This is a genomic window from Anaerococcus sp. mt242 (assembly GCF_016798225.1).
Taxonomy (GTDB): Bacteria; Bacillota; Clostridia; order Tissierellales; family Peptoniphilaceae; genus Anaerococcus.
This window is the reverse complement of record NZ_JAEUYX010000026.1, coordinates 1-17,901: the sequence shown is the minus strand read 5'-3', so window position 1 is coordinate 17,901 and position 17,901 is coordinate 1. Positions and strand designations below refer to the sequence as shown.

Here is a 17,901-nt window from a genome sequence, read left to right as displayed (position 1 = left end):
GATTTGCAGTTCGTGAAGGTGGTAGAACAGTAGCTTCAGGAGTTGTAACAAAAATTACAAAATAGTCCCACACTAATTGGGTGAAAAATATAAAAGTATTTTTCATTTTCGAGACGAAGGTCCTCCCTTAGCCGGACAGGCTTTGTTCTGAGTCCGAAAAACTAAGCAAGATGTTCACGCAGTGAATGTCGTGAGGATTATTCCATAAAATTATAAAAAAAGAGTAAGCATTTGCTTGCTCTTTTTGTTTTGAAAAATTTTATAAAAAAATATACGATATAATGAAAAAAATACATTTGCGATACATTTACTTATTTGATATGCCAATTTTACACATTTAAATTTACACAACTATCCTATTAAAGTATATTATATACTATGGAGGAAATATGAATAAAAAATCATTAATAATCATGTTGGCTTATGTGGGAGTTGTAACAGGTGCTGGGCTTGCTTCAGGTCAGGAACTTTTACAATACTTCGTATCACTTGGCATACCAGGACTTATTGGAGCTGGAGTGGTAGGATTATTACATACATTAATAGGAGGAGTTCTTTTACAATTAGGATCTCACTATATGGCGACAGATCACTCAGAAGTATTTGGCGAAATTACAAATAAATATATGGGCAAGTTTATGGATTATTCATTAATATTTACTTGCTTTGTTATAGGCTTTGTTATGATTGCAGGAGCTGGCTCAAATCTAAATGAAGCATTTGGTATTGAAAAATGGATAGGCCAAGTTATATGTGCAGGGCTAATCATTATTGTTGGTATGATGGACTTTGAAAAAGTTTCAAAAATTATAGGATCTTTTACACCTCTTATTATTATTTTTACACTAATCGGTTCTTTGTATACATTCTTTAATTATAATCCAGATTGGAGCCATCTTGATAGTATAGCAAGAGAACTACCATCAAATTTTAATAGTGTAATATTTTCAACATTTAATTATTATGGTATGTGTTTGATGAGCGGGGTTTCAATGGGACTTGTTTTAGGTGGAGAAGAAATAAATACAACTGATGCTGGGATAGGTGGCCTATTAGGTGGAGCCATCGCAGGGGTGCTTGGAATTTTGATTTCTTTTACTCTTTTTATAAGAGTTGATGAAGTTGGAAAACTTGATATCCCGATGTTATATATCATAGAAGACATAAACCCTATCCTCGGCTTACTAATGGCAATTGTAATATTTGGAATGATATTTAATACAGGTATCTCACTTTTTTATGCTCTAGCCCGTAGATTTTCAAAAGGTGAAGAAAAAAGATTTAGAATTATGTTAATTTTACTAACTTTGATAGGTTTTGTTCTAAGCTTTGGTGGTTTTAAAGAGTTAGTATCCATATTTTATCCTATAATTGGTTATGTAGGCATAGTTATGATGATAGTTTTAGTAGCAGCTTGGTATAAAGAAAGATCGGCTATAAAATATGAGTCTTATAAAAGACTAGGTATTAACCACTACATGAGAAAAAAAGTAGATGAGAATGAAGAATTCTCTAAGAAAGATGAAGAGAAATTAAATAAACTAATAGAAAGATCTCATATAGATAATGATCAAATAGAGCAGGCTGCAGAAGATTTTATCCGTGGTGAGTTAGATGACGATAATTAAATATATTAACAACATTTTAAAAAGAATTTAAAATTCATGTATATAAAAATAGATAGATTGTTATATAAGTCGTTTTTACACTAACAAATAAATTTATTTGTTTACAATAATCATATTAATATTGTTAGTTAAATATAGTAAATTACTAAAAGGAATAGAAATGGCATACTTAAATATAGACAAGGATTTAGAAAATTACATTATTAGCCATAGAAGATATTTTCATGAAAATCCGGAACTAAGTTGGCAAGAGGAAAATACTTCAGATTATATATTAAAAGAGCTAGAAAAGCTAGGAATTCAAGCAAGAAAAATTGTCAAGACTGGAGTACTTGGAATTATTAATCCACAAAAAGAGGGAAAAGTTTTAGCCATTAGAGCAGATATTGACGCACTTCCAATATGTGAGGAAACAGATCTAGATTTTAAGTCAAAAAAAGATGGTGTGATGCATGCTTGTGGACATGATACTCATGCAGCTATGCTTTTAGGAGCTGGTAAAAAACTTCAAGAAATGAAAGACGAAATTGGAAAAGTCGTGTTGTTATTTCAACCTGCAGAAGAATTTATAAAAGATTCTGGTGCAAAACATGTCATGGAAGAAAAGATATTAGAAAAAGAAGGAGTAAATAGGATTATTGCCCTTCATATAAATAGCGCCTTAAAATTAGGAACTGCTTCAATACAAGAAGGACCAATCAAAGCCTCAGCTGATACTTTTAAAATAGAGATTATAGGACAGGGAGGCCATGGATCAGAACCAGACCTTACTATAGATCCCATAGCTATAGGATCTCTTATAGTTCAAAATTTACAAAATATTGCTTCTAGAGAAGTTTCGCCTATAAATCCTATGGTATTATCTATAACTTCTTTTAACTCAGGAAATAGTGAGAATGTAATCCCTGATAAAGCTAAGCTACTAGGAACTACTAGAACATTTGACAATGACCTTCGCGAAAAATTTCCTGAAATTATAGAGAGAATTGTAAAAGGGATTTGTGAATCTAACAGAGCTAAATATAATTTTGAGTATTATTTTGGCACTCCAGCGACAGTAAATGATGAGGAATCTGCAAAGCTTGGTTATAATGTTCTAAAAGATATTATTGGTGAGGAAAAAATTATCCATTCTAAAGCTAGAATGAGTGGAGAAGATTTTGCAAAATATCTTTTGGAAATTCCTGGTGCTTTGATGTTTCTAGGGGCAAAAGTAGAAGGCGATAGCTATCCTCACCATAATTCAAAATTTATAATAGATGAAAGAGCATTAAAAATTGGAACAGAGTATTTTATAAATTACACTAAAAAATATTTTGAACTTTAAATTTAATAGACTCAATATAAAAAACTTCTTAAGATGAATAAATTTCTTAAGAAGTTTTTAAATTAAAATTTATAAATCAAAATACGCCCAATTAATCGCATTAGGAAGTACTTCAAATTTTATTATTTTATCTTTAAATATTTCCCCATCAATATTGCCTAAAAACTCTTTATCAGCTCTTATTATCCCTGATTTTACTTTTAACTCGCTTAGATATTTTGAATTTTGATGTTTGCCTTTTTTGTATTTTAGAATAAGACTAGGCAAGACGTATTTTGGAAATCTTTTTGCCATTACTAGGTTTATTACACCATCGTTAATTTTTGCATCTGGAGCTGGATTAAAGCCTGATCCATAATATGAACCGTTGCAGATTGCTGATATTAAAAACTCATCTTTAAAGTGAATTTGTGATCCATCTGATAAATTTAAGTCTATCTTTAAGTTATTATATGTCAAATGAAATATTCGGTCTGCCACAGCTTTGATGTAGGCCCTTTTGCCTAGAGACTTATCTTTTTTTAGATATTGATAGGCTTTTTGCAAGACTTCTGTATCAAATCCTAAGCTTGTGACATTTATGCAGTATTTGTCATTTATTTTTATTAGATCTATAGGTTTTTTTAATATATTAAAGGTATCTTCTATGGTAAAGTTTTTATAGTCAAAGTTTTTTGCAAAGTCATTGCCAGTGCCTGTTGGTATAAGACCAATGGTTACATCCTGACCATAGCATAGATTTACTAGTTCATTTAAAGATCCGTCACCTCCTAAAAGGATTATGACTTTATCATCATAATCACTTTTTAGGAAAAATTTCACAATTTTTTCTAAGTGACCTGCGTATTTTGTTTCTTTAACTATTATTTCGTCTTCTTTATTATATGACTTATATATTTCTTCTATATGATTTTTACTAAAATAATATTCCGTTGCTCCTGCATTAGAACTTATTAAAAATAGCTTTTTCATAATCCTTTATTCTTCTCTAAGTGCTTCTACTGGGTCTTTTTTGGCTGCCATTGATGATGGGATAATGCCAGCTATCAGTGTTAATAATACTGAGATTATTACCAATGCAGCAGCAGCTTTTACTGGTAGGGTCGATGCTATATAGTCAACACCTGTTAAATTACGGATGATATTTGTAATTGGAATATTTAATAGCATTGTTACCCCGATACCTATCAAGCCTGACAAAAATCCAATTATAAATGTTTCTGACATAAATACTTTTCTGATATCTGATTTGCTAGCACCAATTGACCTTAAAATTCCAATTTCTTTTGTACGTTCCAAAACAGAAATATAGGTTATAATTCCTATCATAATAGATGAAACGACAAGGCTAACACCAACAAAGGCTATTAGGACATATGAAATGGCATTTACTATATCTGTTACGGATTTGGTGATAAGGCCGATATAGTCGGTGTATGTGATTTGCTCTTTCTCGCTTTTGTCTTTATTGTAATCATCAATTACATTTTTAATGTTTTCACGATTTTCAAAATTTTCCACATAGATGTCAATTTCTGCTGGTGCATCCTTGCTAACTACTCCTAGATTTTCAAGGTTTTTATTATAGGAATTGCCAGATAGGAATTCGTCATAGACATCAATTAAAGTTTTTTTGTCATTTTGATTTATTACATATTGGGCAAGTTGGTTTTGATTTTGATTTTCATCTGTTTTCTGATTTTGCATCATAGAAGGATTTGCCATGGGCTTCATTTGCAATTCCTTGGCATCTTTTTGAGTTTGTTCTGCAATTTCTGGCTTATTTCTAACTATCCAAGTAGAAAAGCTAAGTGAGTTTTTCTCATTTAAATTTTCTAGGAAATATCTAGCAGATTTTTGTTTTTCATCATCATTTTTTGCTCTAAATGGGAGATTATTGAGGACATTTTTATCCTTATCTGCTATCTGAGCTTTCACAATTTCGGACTCATTGGCATGGTCTATCATCATATCTGTAAGACCCTCTGTAAATCCTACTGATCCGTTTACAATTTGATTGTCATCATTTGTTTTTCTTTTTGCGATACCGACTATTTTTGCTTTCTCGCCTCTTTCTACAATTTTATCTACTTTTACTTCATCATCTTTGACATTGACAAAACCATCACCTTCTTTTTCGTAATAGTCAGAAGGGGAAACTATATTGTATTCGTGTCCTATAATTTCATTTGGTTTGATACCTATTTCATCTAAATCTACTTTTTCGTTATTATCTAGTTTTGAGATGATTTCCTTATAATCTTTAGCTGGCAAAAAACCTAGTTCATACATATGCGCTGTAAATATTTCGTTATTGTAATCAGTAAATAAAACTAATTCATCTGGATTTTCTGGCCATTTGCCGTCTACTATCTCGTATTCATCTGTAATTATTGGACTAATCTTGCCATCATTTGTGCTTATTAATTGGGTAAAGTTTTTATTATCTTGGCTTGGAGCGAAAAAGTCTGCTATTGGTGGTCGATTATTTTCCTCAAACTCTTCACCATTTGTATTTACAAGTTCGCCTTTTGGATCTTTTGTATAGATATCAAAGTTCATATCATAAAGATAGGAGATGAAATTTGATCCTACATTTTGATTTAAATCATCCCTATTTTCTTCAATAAAATTTTTAAAGGGTGTAAGATTATTTTCTTTAACATTTGAAGCAAAATCTGACCTACGGTCTAGGATGAAATTGTTAGTGTAGACATTATCATCTTTATGGTTTTTCTCCTCAGTCTTTGGTGGGGTGATTAATGATCCTAGATTTACTGATTCTTTTTGAACTTGGATTGGATATGATTTTAGGGCTTTTCTTTGGCTATCAGCTATAAAATCATTTGCTCCAGTTGATATTGAAAGGATAAGTGCGATACCAATTATCCCAATAGATCCTGCAAAGGCTGTAAGAAGTGTTCTAGCTTTTTTAGTCAAAAGGTTATTAAATGAGAGACTTATTGCTGTTGGTAAGCCTAATTTTATTTTTTTTGTATTAAAATTATCTGTCTCATTTGGCTCAGTAAATGGATTACTATCTCCGATTATTTGTCCATCTTTTATACGAACTATCCTTGTTGAATAGGTCTCTGCTAGTTCTGGATTGTGGGTTACCATTATTACTAGCCTATCTTTTGCAATTTCTTTAAGCAAGTCCATTATTTGCTTGCTAGTTTCTGTATCAAGAGCTCCTGTTGGTTCATCTGCAAGGACAATATCAGGATTATTTACCAAAGCACGAGCTATGGCAACTCTTTGCATTTGTCCGCCGGATAATTCTGATGGCTTTTTACTTATATGCTCACCAAGACCAACTTTTTTTAAGGCTGCTATTGCCTTTTCACGTCGATTTTCTTTTGATACACCCGATAAGGTTAAAGCAAGCTCTACATTTGATAAGATACTTTGGTGGCTAATCAGATTGTAGGATTGAAAAACGAAACCAACTGATACATTACGGTAAAAGTCCCAATCATTGTCGGAGAAATTTTTGGTAGATTTACCATTTATCAAAAGGTCACCTGATGTGTAATGGTCAAGGCCGCCTATAATATTTAAAAGAGTAGTTTTACCTCCTCCTGATTGGCCTAATATGGAAACAAATTCATTTTGTCTAAAGGAAATGGAAACATTGTTCAAAGCAGTTTGTTCAAAGTCTCCAGTCTTATAAATTTTAGAAATATTTTTAAGGGTTAACATTTATACCTTCTTTCTGTAATCACAATATTATACCCTCATTATTTGTGAAAAGTAAACTTAAATGTAATATATTTTATAGAGGTAAATATGCAAAATTTAGTACTTTATAGGGAAAATTATTCCCAAATAAATAAGAAAATTACATATTACAAAAGGTTAGGAATACATGGTCTTCTTATAAATCCATTTAGTGAAATTAATGAGAAAATAATAGAAGAAATCTTTGCTCTAAACGACTTATTAGTAAAAAATAATATTAAATTATTTTTACAAATGGATATAGAGCAAAGTTCAAAAATTCTTTTAGAAAGTGACGAACAAATTGATTGGGTCAATCCTAAAATTCGTACATCCTTTTACCAATTTATAAACTATCTAAAAAAGTATAAGCTAAAAGGATTTTATTATACAAATTTTGAAAAACTTTTTGCAGATGACTTTTACTTTTATATAAGAGAGATGGCAAAAAATATTTTTCTAGGTGAAGACACCCTAAGCATAGGACAGATAAATAGTGATGAATTGGCCTATCAAAAGTTTTTGTCAAATACAAATTATCAAAATTTTGATTATATTTATAACAAAAAAAATTCAAAAAAAAATATGACAGATTTACAGGAAGTAAAAAAATATTTTTCATCAATTCAAAATGAAAATATAAGGCAGATTTTTATTACAGACAATCTTTTAAAAAACTTTATAAATACTAAAAATTTCCCATTTTTCAGTCATAGTTTAGTTACAGGGGTGACTTTTCTATTAAATGGAGGCGTACTTTTAGAAAATTTTGAAGAACTTGGGATCTTTGAAAATAATAATTATAGCAATGATCACAAAGTGTTAGATCAAACCAATAAAACTTTTGAATTTTACAAAGAACTTATTAATATAAAAACAAATATAGAAGCAATCAAGAGGGGGACTTATAGGGAGATTTTTGCAAATGATCCAGATATTTTCGCATTTATTAGGACCTATGAGGAGAAAAAAGTGATTGTTTTTGCAAATTTTAGCCAAAAAGAAGTACTCGCTGATATTCGCTTTCATTTCATTGATATCAACGATTTTAAGTATTTTTTAGGTAATTATGGCAAGAGAAAGATTGCCAAAAATCTCTTATTAAGACCCTATGAATTTATTACATTTACAAAATAATTTATCAAAATATTATAAGTGTAAAATATTTTGCAAAAAAATTTGTGATTTTCGATTTAAAGTGTTAAAATAATAACTGACAAATATAGTAATATGTTTAGGAGGAAATTATGCAATTTGTTGCCGTACTAGTCACACTAGTATTATTTTATGTACTCCACCTGATGAAAAAACGTGGCGTTTCATTTGGAGGTAGAGTTATTACCGGTACTATCGCTGGTCTTATTTTAGGCTTTATTTTTAGAGGTAATACCGAGTACGTTTCTGTTTTTGGTTCTATTTATGTTAACTTGCTATATGCCATGGTTATTCCACTATTATTAACTACAATTGTTAGAACCATGTTAAACACAGGCTCACTTACAAAACTGAGATCTGTTGGTCTAAAATCAGTTGGAATTTTAAGTTTACACAATGTTATGGGATCCATAATTGGACTTATCTTAGCTATTATCTTCAGTATTGGCCAAGGGGTAAATTTTGATGTTCCTGTTGATACAGAAGTGCGTGAAGTACCTACAGTAGCCGAAACTATCACTAACTTTTTCCCATCAAATATCATTTCAAATGCAGCTGAAGGACAAATAGTACCAATTATTATCTTTTCAGTTTTACTTGGTATAGCTGCCCTAAAATTAATTGAAAATGGTAAGGAAGAAGTGGTTCGTCCATTTGCAGAATTTACAAACTCACTTGCTGAAGTTATTTTCAAACTTACAAGTATGATTACAAGTCTTACTCCATATGCAGTACTTGCACTTATGACAAATGCTGTTGGTAGGATTGATTCTACAGCTATTGCACCATTTATTTTAATATTAGTGTTAAACTATGTGGCATCAGTAATCCACACCTTCCTTGGAACTGGTATACTTGTATCAGTATTTGCAAAAGTAAATCCTTTCACTTATTTCAAGAAAGTATGGCCAGTAACAATGATTGGTTTTACTACCCAATCTTCTATGGGAGCAATACCAGCAAATGTAGAAAATCTTACAGAAGAACAAGGTGTATCTGAAGAAATCGCATCATTTACAGCACCACTAGGAGCAACCATGGGTATGCCAGGTTGTGCAGGATTTTGGCCAGTAATGAATGCAATTTTCGTTGCAAATATGATGGGACTAGGCTGGGGAGCAGCTGATTATATAAAACTTATTTTAATTGCACTTTTAGTTTCTCTAGGAACAGTTGGTGTGCCAGGAACAGCAACAATTACAACAACTGCACTATTCGCAGCAATGGGACTTCCACTAGAAATGGTAGTATTACTTGCTCCAATCTCTACACTTGCAGACATGGGTAGAACAGCTACAAATGTTACAGCTGCAAACTCATCAGCCCTTATAGTAGCTGCTAGTGAAAATAAATTTAATAGAGAAATATTTAACAGAATCTAATTTTTTTAAAAAGCTTGGCTAAAAGTCAGGCTTTTTTATTGTAAAAATTTACTTTTCTTGTAAAATAAACTTATCTATTTTAAGGAGAGTTTATGAAAATTTTAGTTTTTGGATTAGGCTATGTGGGTTTGGCTAATGCCATATTGCTTAGTCAATCAAATGAAGTAATAGGAATTGATACAAACGAAGAAAAAATCAGTCTTATAAATCAAAAAAAATCACCGCTTACTGATGATTTAATAATATCATATCTATCAGAGAAGGATCTTAATTTAACAGCAACAAGTGAATACAAAAATCACTTGGCAAATGCAGATCTTGCCATAATTGCTGTGCCTACAAACTATGATGAAGAAAGTAGGTACTTTGATACATCTTTTGTAGATGATGTAATTACTAACATTAAAAAAGAAAATGAAAAACTGCCTATCTTAATCAAATCTACAATCCCAGTGGGATATACAAAAGCACAAAGAGAAAAATTTGCTTGCGAAAATATTATATTTTCACCAGAGTTTTTAAGAGAAGGCAAAGCCCTTTACGATAGTCTAAATCCATCTAGGATAATAGTAGGGGATAGGACAGATCTTGGCAAAAAAATTGCTGATTTATATAAAAATGAAGCGCAAAATGACCCAGAAGTTTTAATTATGGACTCTACAGAAGCAGAGGCTGTAAAACTTTTTGCTAATACCTATCTAGCTATGCGAGTATCATATTTTAATGAACTTGATACCTTTGCAGAAATTAAGGGGCTTTCTACAAAAGATATTATTGATGGAGTTTCTGCTGACCCAAGGATAGGAAACTATTATAACAACCCATCATTTGGATATGGGGGATATTGTCTGCCAAAAGATAGCAAACAACTTTATGCAAATTTTGAAAATGTACCAAATGCAATGTTTGGAGCAGTTATTGATGCCAATCAAATTAGAAAAGATTATATCAGCGATAGGATTTTAAGGGACAAGCCAGAAACAGTTGGCATTTATAGACTAGTAATGAAAAAAGATTCGGATAATTTCAGAAAGTCTGCAATTTTTGATGTAATAAATAATATCAAAGATCAAACTGAAATCATAATCTATGAGCCAAATGTAGATGAAGAATTTTTTGAAGGTTTAAGGATAGAAAATAATCTTGAAGCATTTAAAAAAGCCGATATTATAGTGGCTAATAGGCTAGATAATGAATTAATAGATGTAAAAGATAAAGTTTATACAAGAGATATTTTTAATATAGATTAATTAATATCTATAAGGGTAAAATAAAAAGTGAGAATAAAGGAGGGCTTTATGAGCGAAAAAAAAGAAAAATATATACCATTGGTGCACTCCAAGTTAAGAAAATCTTTTATAAAGGTGCCAAAAGAAATTTATAAGGCATCTGGAATAATGATTTTTGAAAAGAGAATTAAATCCTTGCTTTTTACAACAGATCTTGCAATAATAAGAAACTCAAATGCCGATAGCATCATGGCAGTTTATCCTTATACACCACAAAATTCAATATCAAATGCCATTTTAAGCGTATCAAATGTTCCATGTTTTATAGGAGTTGGCGGAGGAACAACTCAAGGCCTCCGTTCAAAATATGTGGCAATAGATGCAGAACTTTCTGGTGCCTATGGAGTTGTTGTAAATTCTCCAATGCCAAATAAAGATATCAAAGAAATTGCAGGCTTTGTTGATGTGCCAGTTATTGCTAGTGTAACAAGTATAAATGATGATTACATAGGCAAAATCCAAGCAGGTGCTGAGATTTTAAATATATCTGGTGGTAGATATACTGCAGATTTAGTAAGAGAAATTAGAAAAGATATAGGCAAAAACTTCCCGATTATTGCTACTGGAGGTAAGACTGGAGAAAGCATCTTAGAAACCATCGAAGCTGGTGCAAATGCCATCTCTTACACACCACCATCAAGTTCAGAAGTATTTGGACAAATGATGGATAAATATAGAAATGAAGATGTTGCCCAATAATTTGACCTCCAAGTGGGGGTCTTTTTTAAAGGAGAAATATGTATAAAGGATACATTACAGATATAGATGGCATAAAAATTGGCCATGCTCAAAATTTTGAAGCTGGGACTGGGCTTACAGTATTAATTCCGCCTAAAAATAATACTTGTGCAGTAGAAGTCAGAGGCTCAGCACCAGGAACACGCGAAACAGACCTATTAGATCCAGTAAATACAGTAGAAAGTGTAAATGCTCTTATCCTAAGTGGAGGATCTGCCTTTGGACTTGATGCTGCGAGTGGAGTTATGGAATCTTTAGAAGAAGATGGAATAGGGCTTGATGTTGGAGTTGGGATTGTTCCAATAGTTCCCCAAGCGGTTTTATTTGACCTAGCTTACAAAAATCCAAAAATTAGACCTGATAAAAATATGGGAAAAGTTGCCTACAAATATGCAAAATCAGATGAATATCGCCAGGGAATAATAGGGGCAGGAACTGGAGCGACAGTAGGTAAAATTTTGGGTATGGATTGTGTAATGAAATCTGGCCTTGGATCTGCAACCATAAGTGAAGGAGATTTAAAAGTTTCTGCAATAGTTGCTGTAAACGCCTTTGGAGATGTTTTTGACTATGAAAAAGGAATTCAAATAGCAGGCCCTATCAAAGATGGAAATATGATAAAAACAACTGACGTGATGGCAAATATCATGAATGATTTTTCTGATATTGCTAATAAAAACACAACAATTGGTATAGTGGCAACAAATGCAAGTTTTGATAAGACAAAACTTAAAAAAATCGCCCAAATGTGCCATGATGGATTTGCAAGATCTATAAATCCCGTCCATACTGGCTTTGACGGAGATACAATATTTTCTTTAGCAACCAATGAAATCCATGCAGATTTAAATATTGTAGGAGTAATGGCAGCTAATGCTATGAGTCGCGCTATTGCCAATGCAATTTATCATACAAAATCTCAAAAAAGCATTGACTAAAAGACAAATAGGTAGTAAAATATAGCAGTAACACTCTACTCCGTGATAAATCAACGGGGTCATAGACCATAGGGAGGTGAAAAAATGAATAACTACGAAGCAGTTTTAATTTTCAAAACTGATATGCAAGATGCAGATAGAACTGAACTATTAGAAAGATTCAAAGGAATCATCGAAGAAAATGGTGAAGTAACTAGTGTAGATGACTGGGGTAAAAGAAAGTTAGCTTACGAAATTAATTATATCAAAGATGGATATTATTATATCGTAGACTTTAAATCTGAACCAGACCATATCAGAGAATTTGAAAGAAGACTTAGACTTTCAGATTTCATAATCAGATACATGGTTATCAGAAAAGAGGACTAATTTATGAATCGAGTAGTACTTGTAGGAAGACTAGTACGTGATCCAGATTTAAGAAATACTCAATCAAACCAGACTGTTACTAGCTTTACTCTAGCTGTAGATAAGAATATGAGTAAGCAAAAGAAACAAGAACTAGAATCTCAAAATCGTCCAACAGCAGATTTCATTCGTATAGTTGTTTGGGGTCCTCAAGCTGTTAATTGTGAAAGATATTTAAGAAAAGGAAGTCAGTGTGCAGTAGATGGTAGAATCCAAACAGGATCCTACATTGATAAAGAAACAGGCAAAACAGTTTATACTACTGACATTGTAGCTGAAAACGTAGAGTTTTTAGGTAGCCGTTCTGATAATCAAGGTGGAGGCTCAAACTATAATCAAAATTATGGTGATAACCAAGATTATGGCAACAACGACTATTCACAAACAAATTATCAAAATAATTATAACAATAATTCCTACAATCAAAACCAAGGCGGATTTGATAGTAGCGATGATTTCTTTGATGATGATTTCACAGAAATTGAAGATGATGGAAGGATTCCGTTCTAAAAAATAAAAGGAAAGGAATACCATGGCTCAAAATAGAAGATTTAAACCAAGAAAAAAAGTTGATCCATTTGTAAAAGATCCATCAAAAGTTATCGATTACAAAGATATTGAAACTTTAAAAAGATTTATCTCTGATAGAGGAAAAATCCTACCTAGAAGAGTAACAGGTCTTAATGCAAAACACCAAAGAGAAATTACACGTGCAGTTAAACGTGCTCGCCAAGTTGCATTATTACCATACGAAGAAAATTAATAATTAGATTATAAATATAAAAACAAATTCAATAAGCGATAAATAGGACGCTAAAAGTTAATGCAGACTTGCATCTCTTTGGCGTCCTTTTATTATATAAAAATATTTCAAGTTGATTTATAATTGTAATATTATTGTTTTAATACTACAATATAAATATAAATATTATATAAGGAGGACATATGTCTGTAGAGATTTTATCTTTGATAGTAGCAATACTAGCGATAATCTTCATGATTTTTACAATTACCCAAAAAATCAATCCACTATCAGCTGGTAATGAACGTATGCTACAAATCTCAAGCTATATCAGAGATGGTGCGATGACATTTCTAAAAAGAGAGTATAAATTCATCGCAATTTTCGTTGTTATAGTAGCAATCTTATTAGCAATATTCTTAAATATTAGAGTTATGATTTGCTACTTACTAGGTTCTGTTCTTTCAATGCTAGCAGGTTTTATAGGAATGAGAGTTTCAACTGCAAGTAATGTTAGATGTGCAAACCAAGCTTACGAATCAGGCCAAGATGGAGCTTTAAAAGTAGCTTTCTCAGGCGGTTCAGTAATGGGTATGGCAGTAACAGGTCTTGGATTTATAGGAATTATTTTAACCTACCTTTACTTTAAAGACCCAACAATCCTTATGGGATATTCACTAGGTGCATCATCAGTTGCTCTTTTTGCAAGAGTTGGTGGTGGTATCTATACAAAAGCTGCTGACCTTGGGGCTGACCTTGTAGGTAAAGTAGAAGCAGGAATCCCAGAAGATGACCCAAGAAACCCTGCAGTTATTGCTGATAACGTTGGAGATAACGTAGGTGATGTTGCTGGTATGGGAGCAGATTTATTTGAATCTTATGCTGGTGCTATCATTTCATCAATGACACTTGGTGCAGTTTACTTTGAAGAAGCTGGTTTACAATTTACACTTTTCTTAGCAGCCCTAGGAATTATTGCATCAATCATCGCTTCAATCATTTTCTTAGTAGGCAAACACGCTAACCCACAAAAATCATTAATGGGTACACTTTACATCTCAGGAGCTATAGTACTAATCGGCTCACTACTTTTATCAAACAGATATTTTGGTAACTATAGTGCAGCTCTTGCTGTTATTACAGGACTTGTTGCAGGTATTTTAATCGGACTTTTAACAGAAGTTTATACTTCAGATAAATATAGACACGTAAAATACATCTCAAAAGAATCATCAACAGGTGTTGCTACAAACATCATTGCTGGTCTTTCAACAGGTATGCTTTCCACAGTATTCCCAATTATCGTAATTGCTCTTGCTATTATGGTTGCATTTAAACTAATGGGAGTATTCGGAATTGCCCTTGCAGCAGTAGGTATGCTTTCAATTACAGGAACAACAGTAACAGTAGATGCTTACGGTCCAATCACAGATAATGCTGGTGGTATCGCAGAAATGAGCTACCTACCAGAAAGCGTTCGTGACATCACAGACGGGCTAGACTCAATTGGTAACACAACAGCAGCTATTGGTAAAGGATTTGCAATCGGATCTGCAGCCCTTACAGCACTTTCATTATTTATTACTTATGCTGAATCAATCAACCTTGAAGCAATCTCTATCCTAGATAGTAGAGTAGTTGCAGGTATGTTTATAGGTGGTATGCTACCATTCCTATTCTCAGCATTAACAATGAATTCAGTAGGAAAAGCTGCTAGCCAAATGATTGAAGAAGTAAGAAGACAATTTAGAGACGATGACAAAATCTTAGCTGGAGAAAGAGACCCAGACTATGCAAATTGTATCGATATCTCAACTACAGCTTCACTTCAAGAAATGATTATCCCAGGAGTATTAGCAGTTGTAGTTCCAATCTTAGTTGGTATTTTCCTAGGACCTTATTCTCTAGGAGGACTATTAGCAGGAGCACTAGTAACAGGTGTAATGATGGCTATATTTATGTCAAATGCTGGTGGTGCTTGGGATAACGCTAAAAAATACATCGAATCTGGTGTAGAAGGCGGAAAAGGATCTGATGCCCACAAAGCAGCAGTAGTAGGGGATACAGTAGGTGATCCATTCAAAGATACATCAGGACCATCACTAAATATCCTAATTAAACTTATGACAATAGTTTCAGTAGTATTTGCTGGATTATTTATCTAAGATATAAAATAAAAACGAAGGAATTTTCCTTCGTTTTTTTATTTATATTTATATATAAAAATAAAATTCATTGACACAATATTGTTTATATGTTTAAATAGCATAGGTGATATATTTGATTGATAGCAAAATTATCGTAAAAGATAATTAAGTACACTTGCTAGAAATCGTTTGGATATATTATTTTTACTATATAGATTGTCTAAAGATAGGATTAACCTTAGTACACACTTTAGGCTTATAAAGAAAGTTAGCTTTCTTAATAGGGAAAGTGCGCTCTTTTTTAACTAATCTATAAGTAAAATGCCTTAAAGATTAATTTAATTAAAAAGAGACACTCCTGTAAAGTTTTTTTACAGGTTTTTTTGTGCAAAAATATAAATTAATATGTTGATAAGGAGATATGTTTGGTAAAAGAAATAGATGATCTAAGTAAAAGTAATAAGATACTTAATATATATATGAGTTTAGATAGATGTCCAGTTGGAGTTAAGTATTTAAATTCAAAAGAGGAATATGATTCTATACAAGCAAGTGTTAGAAAAACTAAAGTAACCTATTGCAATTCAGTGAATTTAGCTAGTAGAGGTGAAAAATTGAAACTATTAAAAGGGCATCAAGCTTGCATAGGTGGATCTACTGCCTTAGGTTTTGAAAAATACAATGAAGATATGCTATCGGGTAAAACTAGGCTTAAAAGAGAAAATTATGCAGATTTAGAAACTAGTAAATCTGTATCTGATGAGATGAAATTTAATGATAACTATATTTACGGTGTGTTGGTTTCACCTATAGATAAAATGGAAGTGGAGCCAGATGTAATTATAGTTATTGGTAAATCATACAATATTATGAGACTAATTCAAGGATATTCTTATAATTATGGTTATGCTACAAGTATAAAAACTGTTGGGTTACAAGCTATCTGCCATGATCTAACCACAGCTCCTATAATAAGCGATAGTATAAATATTTCCTTCTTATGCCCTGGTACTAGATTAGTTGCAGATTGGCAGCCTGATGAAATAGGAATAGGCATCAGCTTTAGCAAATGGTATAAAACTGTCCAAGGCTTGGTCAGTACTACAAATGCATTTGTTAGAAATGATGAAAAAGAAAAAATTATTAAAAAACTAGATGATAATGGAATGGATTCTAATCATATAAAATTAAATCAAAATTATGATACTGGATTATACAAGGGTGGTTTAGCTGAAATTTAAATTTAGCAATAGAGAGTAAGTAGAGGGCTTAATGAAAAAATTACATAAAGTTATAGCATCAATTTTATTTGCATCTTTGATTACAGGATGTGTGCAAAATAATGACAAAAGTAAGGTGAATAATGATAACAAAAATATAGAGAATTCTACAAATGATAATATAAAAGAAGATAGTTTAAACGCGGGTGAACTTATAATTGATAATCACAAAATAGAAGATGAACCTAGATATGGGACACCTATTGTTATATCATACAATGGAGGAATATGTGCGGGTGCACCTAATATAGCGGATATTAGAGGAGAATTTAAAAAAAGAGGAATTGAAGTTGAATATGTTAGTGGTGAAAGTAATGTGGATGCTTTAGGTACAGGAAAAGCTGATGCAAGCGTTGGACATATAACTAAATTTATTCCACCAACTTTAAATGGGGTTAATATGATATTTACATCAGGTGCTCATACAGGATGTAAATCATTATATGTATTAGATAATAGGAAGATAGAATCTACTAAAGACTTAGTAGGAAAAACTGTTGGATTTCCAGAGCCTATAGGAGCATCAGATCAAAATATTGCCTTAAGATTTTTCCATAAAGATAATATCGGGGTAGATGAAGTTAAATACAAGCAGGTTGAATTATCCGCTATAATACAATCCTTAGAAAAAGGAGAGATCCAAGGCGCAATTCTAACAGACGAATATGCTGATAAATTTTTAAAAGACGGAACTTTGAAAAGAATTAGATCACTAACTTGGGATGATGATTTTAAAAATGAAACATGTTGTGTTAATGCAATGAATGCTGATTTTGTAGAAGAAAATCCACTTATGGCAAAATTATACAATGAAGCAGTTATAGAAACACAAATTTGGATAGAAGAACATCCAGAAGAAGCTGCAAAAATTCTATATGATAATAATTGGGCAAGCGGAGATTTTGATGCAAGTGTAAGAATGTTAGATTCTTATAATTGGAATGTTACATTTGAAAATACAAGTAACACATTTAAAACAGGCTTCAATGAATACAAAGAAATGGGAATAATTAAAACTGAAATGAATAGTGATGAATTCCTTAAAAATTATTGGCAAACAATCGGCTTAGAAGATAGTGATTTTAAATAGTTAAAACGAAGGAATTTTCCTTCGTTTTTTTATTTATATTTATATATAAAAATAAAA

The 17,901-nt window shown here is 31.9% G+C and carries 15 protein-coding genes; 13 read left to right on the top strand and 2 right to left on the bottom strand.

The genetic code is table 11. The annotated features are described in order from the left end of the window. The first annotated feature begins 389 nt into the window (after positions 1-389). Together JNO63_RS08035 and JNO63_RS08030 are read left to right on the top strand one after the other, a co-directional pair. On the top strand, positions 390-1,628 hold the full coding sequence (locus tag JNO63_RS08035) for a YkvI family membrane protein (protein WP_203128374.1): 1,239 nt from the start codon (positions 390-392) through the stop codon (positions 1,626-1,628). A 160-nt stretch (positions 1,629-1,788) separates the two neighbouring features. After that, complete coding sequence (locus JNO63_RS08030; RefSeq protein WP_203128372.1) at positions 1,789-2,955, top strand: M20 metallopeptidase family protein; 1,167 nt, start codon at positions 1,789-1,791, stop codon at positions 2,953-2,955. Between the two features lie 69 nt (positions 2,956-3,024). Here JNO63_RS08030 and JNO63_RS08025 read toward each other — a convergent pair whose 3' ends face one another. Both JNO63_RS08025 and JNO63_RS08020 read right to left on the bottom strand, forming a co-directional pair. After that, positions 3,025-3,927 (bottom strand): diacylglycerol/lipid kinase family protein, encoded by a 903-nt coding sequence (locus JNO63_RS08025; protein WP_203128370.1) that lies wholly within the window; start codon positions 3,925-3,927, stop codon positions 3,025-3,027. A gap of 6 nt (positions 3,928-3,933) precedes the next feature. Beyond that, a complete protein-coding gene (locus tag JNO63_RS08020) occupies positions 3,934-6,657 on the bottom strand; it encodes an ABC transporter ATP-binding protein/permease (protein ID WP_203128360.1) in 2,724 nt (907 codons plus the stop codon). Positions 6,658-6,744: 87 nt separating this feature from the next. Between JNO63_RS08020 and JNO63_RS08015 the strand changes: the two genes are divergently transcribed. From JNO63_RS08015 to JNO63_RS07965, 11 genes are all read left to right on the top strand, one after another. Then, complete coding sequence (locus JNO63_RS08015; protein WP_203128358.1) at positions 6,745-7,812, top strand: alpha-glucosidase C-terminal domain-containing protein; 1,068 nt, start codon at positions 6,745-6,747, stop codon at positions 7,810-7,812. Between the two features lie 110 nt (positions 7,813-7,922). Then, positions 7,923-9,212, top strand: a complete 1,290-nt coding sequence (locus tag JNO63_RS08010; RefSeq protein ID WP_203128356.1) for a dicarboxylate/amino acid:cation symporter — start codon at positions 7,923-7,925, stop codon at positions 9,210-9,212. A gap of 92 nt (positions 9,213-9,304) precedes the next feature. Beyond that, positions 9,305-10,462, top strand: a complete 1,158-nt coding sequence (locus tag JNO63_RS08005) for a nucleotide sugar dehydrogenase (protein WP_203128354.1) — start codon at positions 9,305-9,307, stop codon at positions 10,460-10,462. A gap of 48 nt (positions 10,463-10,510) precedes the next feature. Beyond that, positions 10,511-11,200: a hydrolase gene (locus JNO63_RS08000; protein WP_203128343.1), complete on the top strand. Its 690-nt coding sequence runs from the start codon at positions 10,511-10,513 to the stop codon at positions 11,198-11,200. A 38-nt stretch (positions 11,201-11,238) separates the two neighbouring features. After that, positions 11,239-12,177, top strand: coding sequence for a P1 family peptidase (locus JNO63_RS07995; RefSeq protein ID WP_203128341.1), 939 nt, complete (start codon positions 11,239-11,241; stop codon positions 12,175-12,177). A gap of 84 nt (positions 12,178-12,261) precedes the next feature. Continuing rightward, positions 12,262-12,546 carry a 30S ribosomal protein S6 gene (gene rpsF / locus JNO63_RS07990; protein ID WP_203128339.1) on the top strand — a complete coding sequence of 95 codons (285 nt, stop codon included), beginning with the start codon at positions 12,262-12,264 and terminating at the stop codon, positions 12,544-12,546. Positions 12,547-12,549: 3 nt separating this feature from the next. Further along, positions 12,550-13,095 (top strand): single-stranded DNA-binding protein, encoded by a 546-nt coding sequence (locus JNO63_RS07985; RefSeq protein ID WP_203128337.1) that lies wholly within the window; start codon positions 12,550-12,552, stop codon positions 13,093-13,095. A gap of 22 nt (positions 13,096-13,117) precedes the next feature. Continuing rightward, entirely contained in the window at positions 13,118-13,348 is a 231-nt protein-coding gene (gene rpsR, locus JNO63_RS07980) for a 30S ribosomal protein S18 (RefSeq protein WP_203128335.1), read from the top strand. Between the two features lie 182 nt (positions 13,349-13,530). Beyond that, positions 13,531-15,492, top strand: coding sequence for a sodium-translocating pyrophosphatase (locus JNO63_RS07975; protein WP_203128333.1), 1,962 nt, complete (start codon positions 13,531-13,533; stop codon positions 15,490-15,492). A 461-nt stretch (positions 15,493-15,953) separates the two neighbouring features. Further along, positions 15,954-16,715, top strand: a complete 762-nt coding sequence (locus tag JNO63_RS07970; protein WP_203128331.1) for a DUF169 domain-containing protein — start codon at positions 15,954-15,956, stop codon at positions 16,713-16,715. Positions 16,716-16,746: 31 nt separating this feature from the next. Continuing rightward, the gene (locus JNO63_RS07965) at positions 16,747-17,844 is read left to right on the top strand and encodes an ABC transporter substrate-binding protein (protein ID WP_203128329.1); all 1,098 of its coding nucleotides are present in this window, start codon (positions 16,747-16,749) and stop codon (positions 17,842-17,844) included. Positions 17,845-17,901 lie beyond the last annotated feature (57 nt).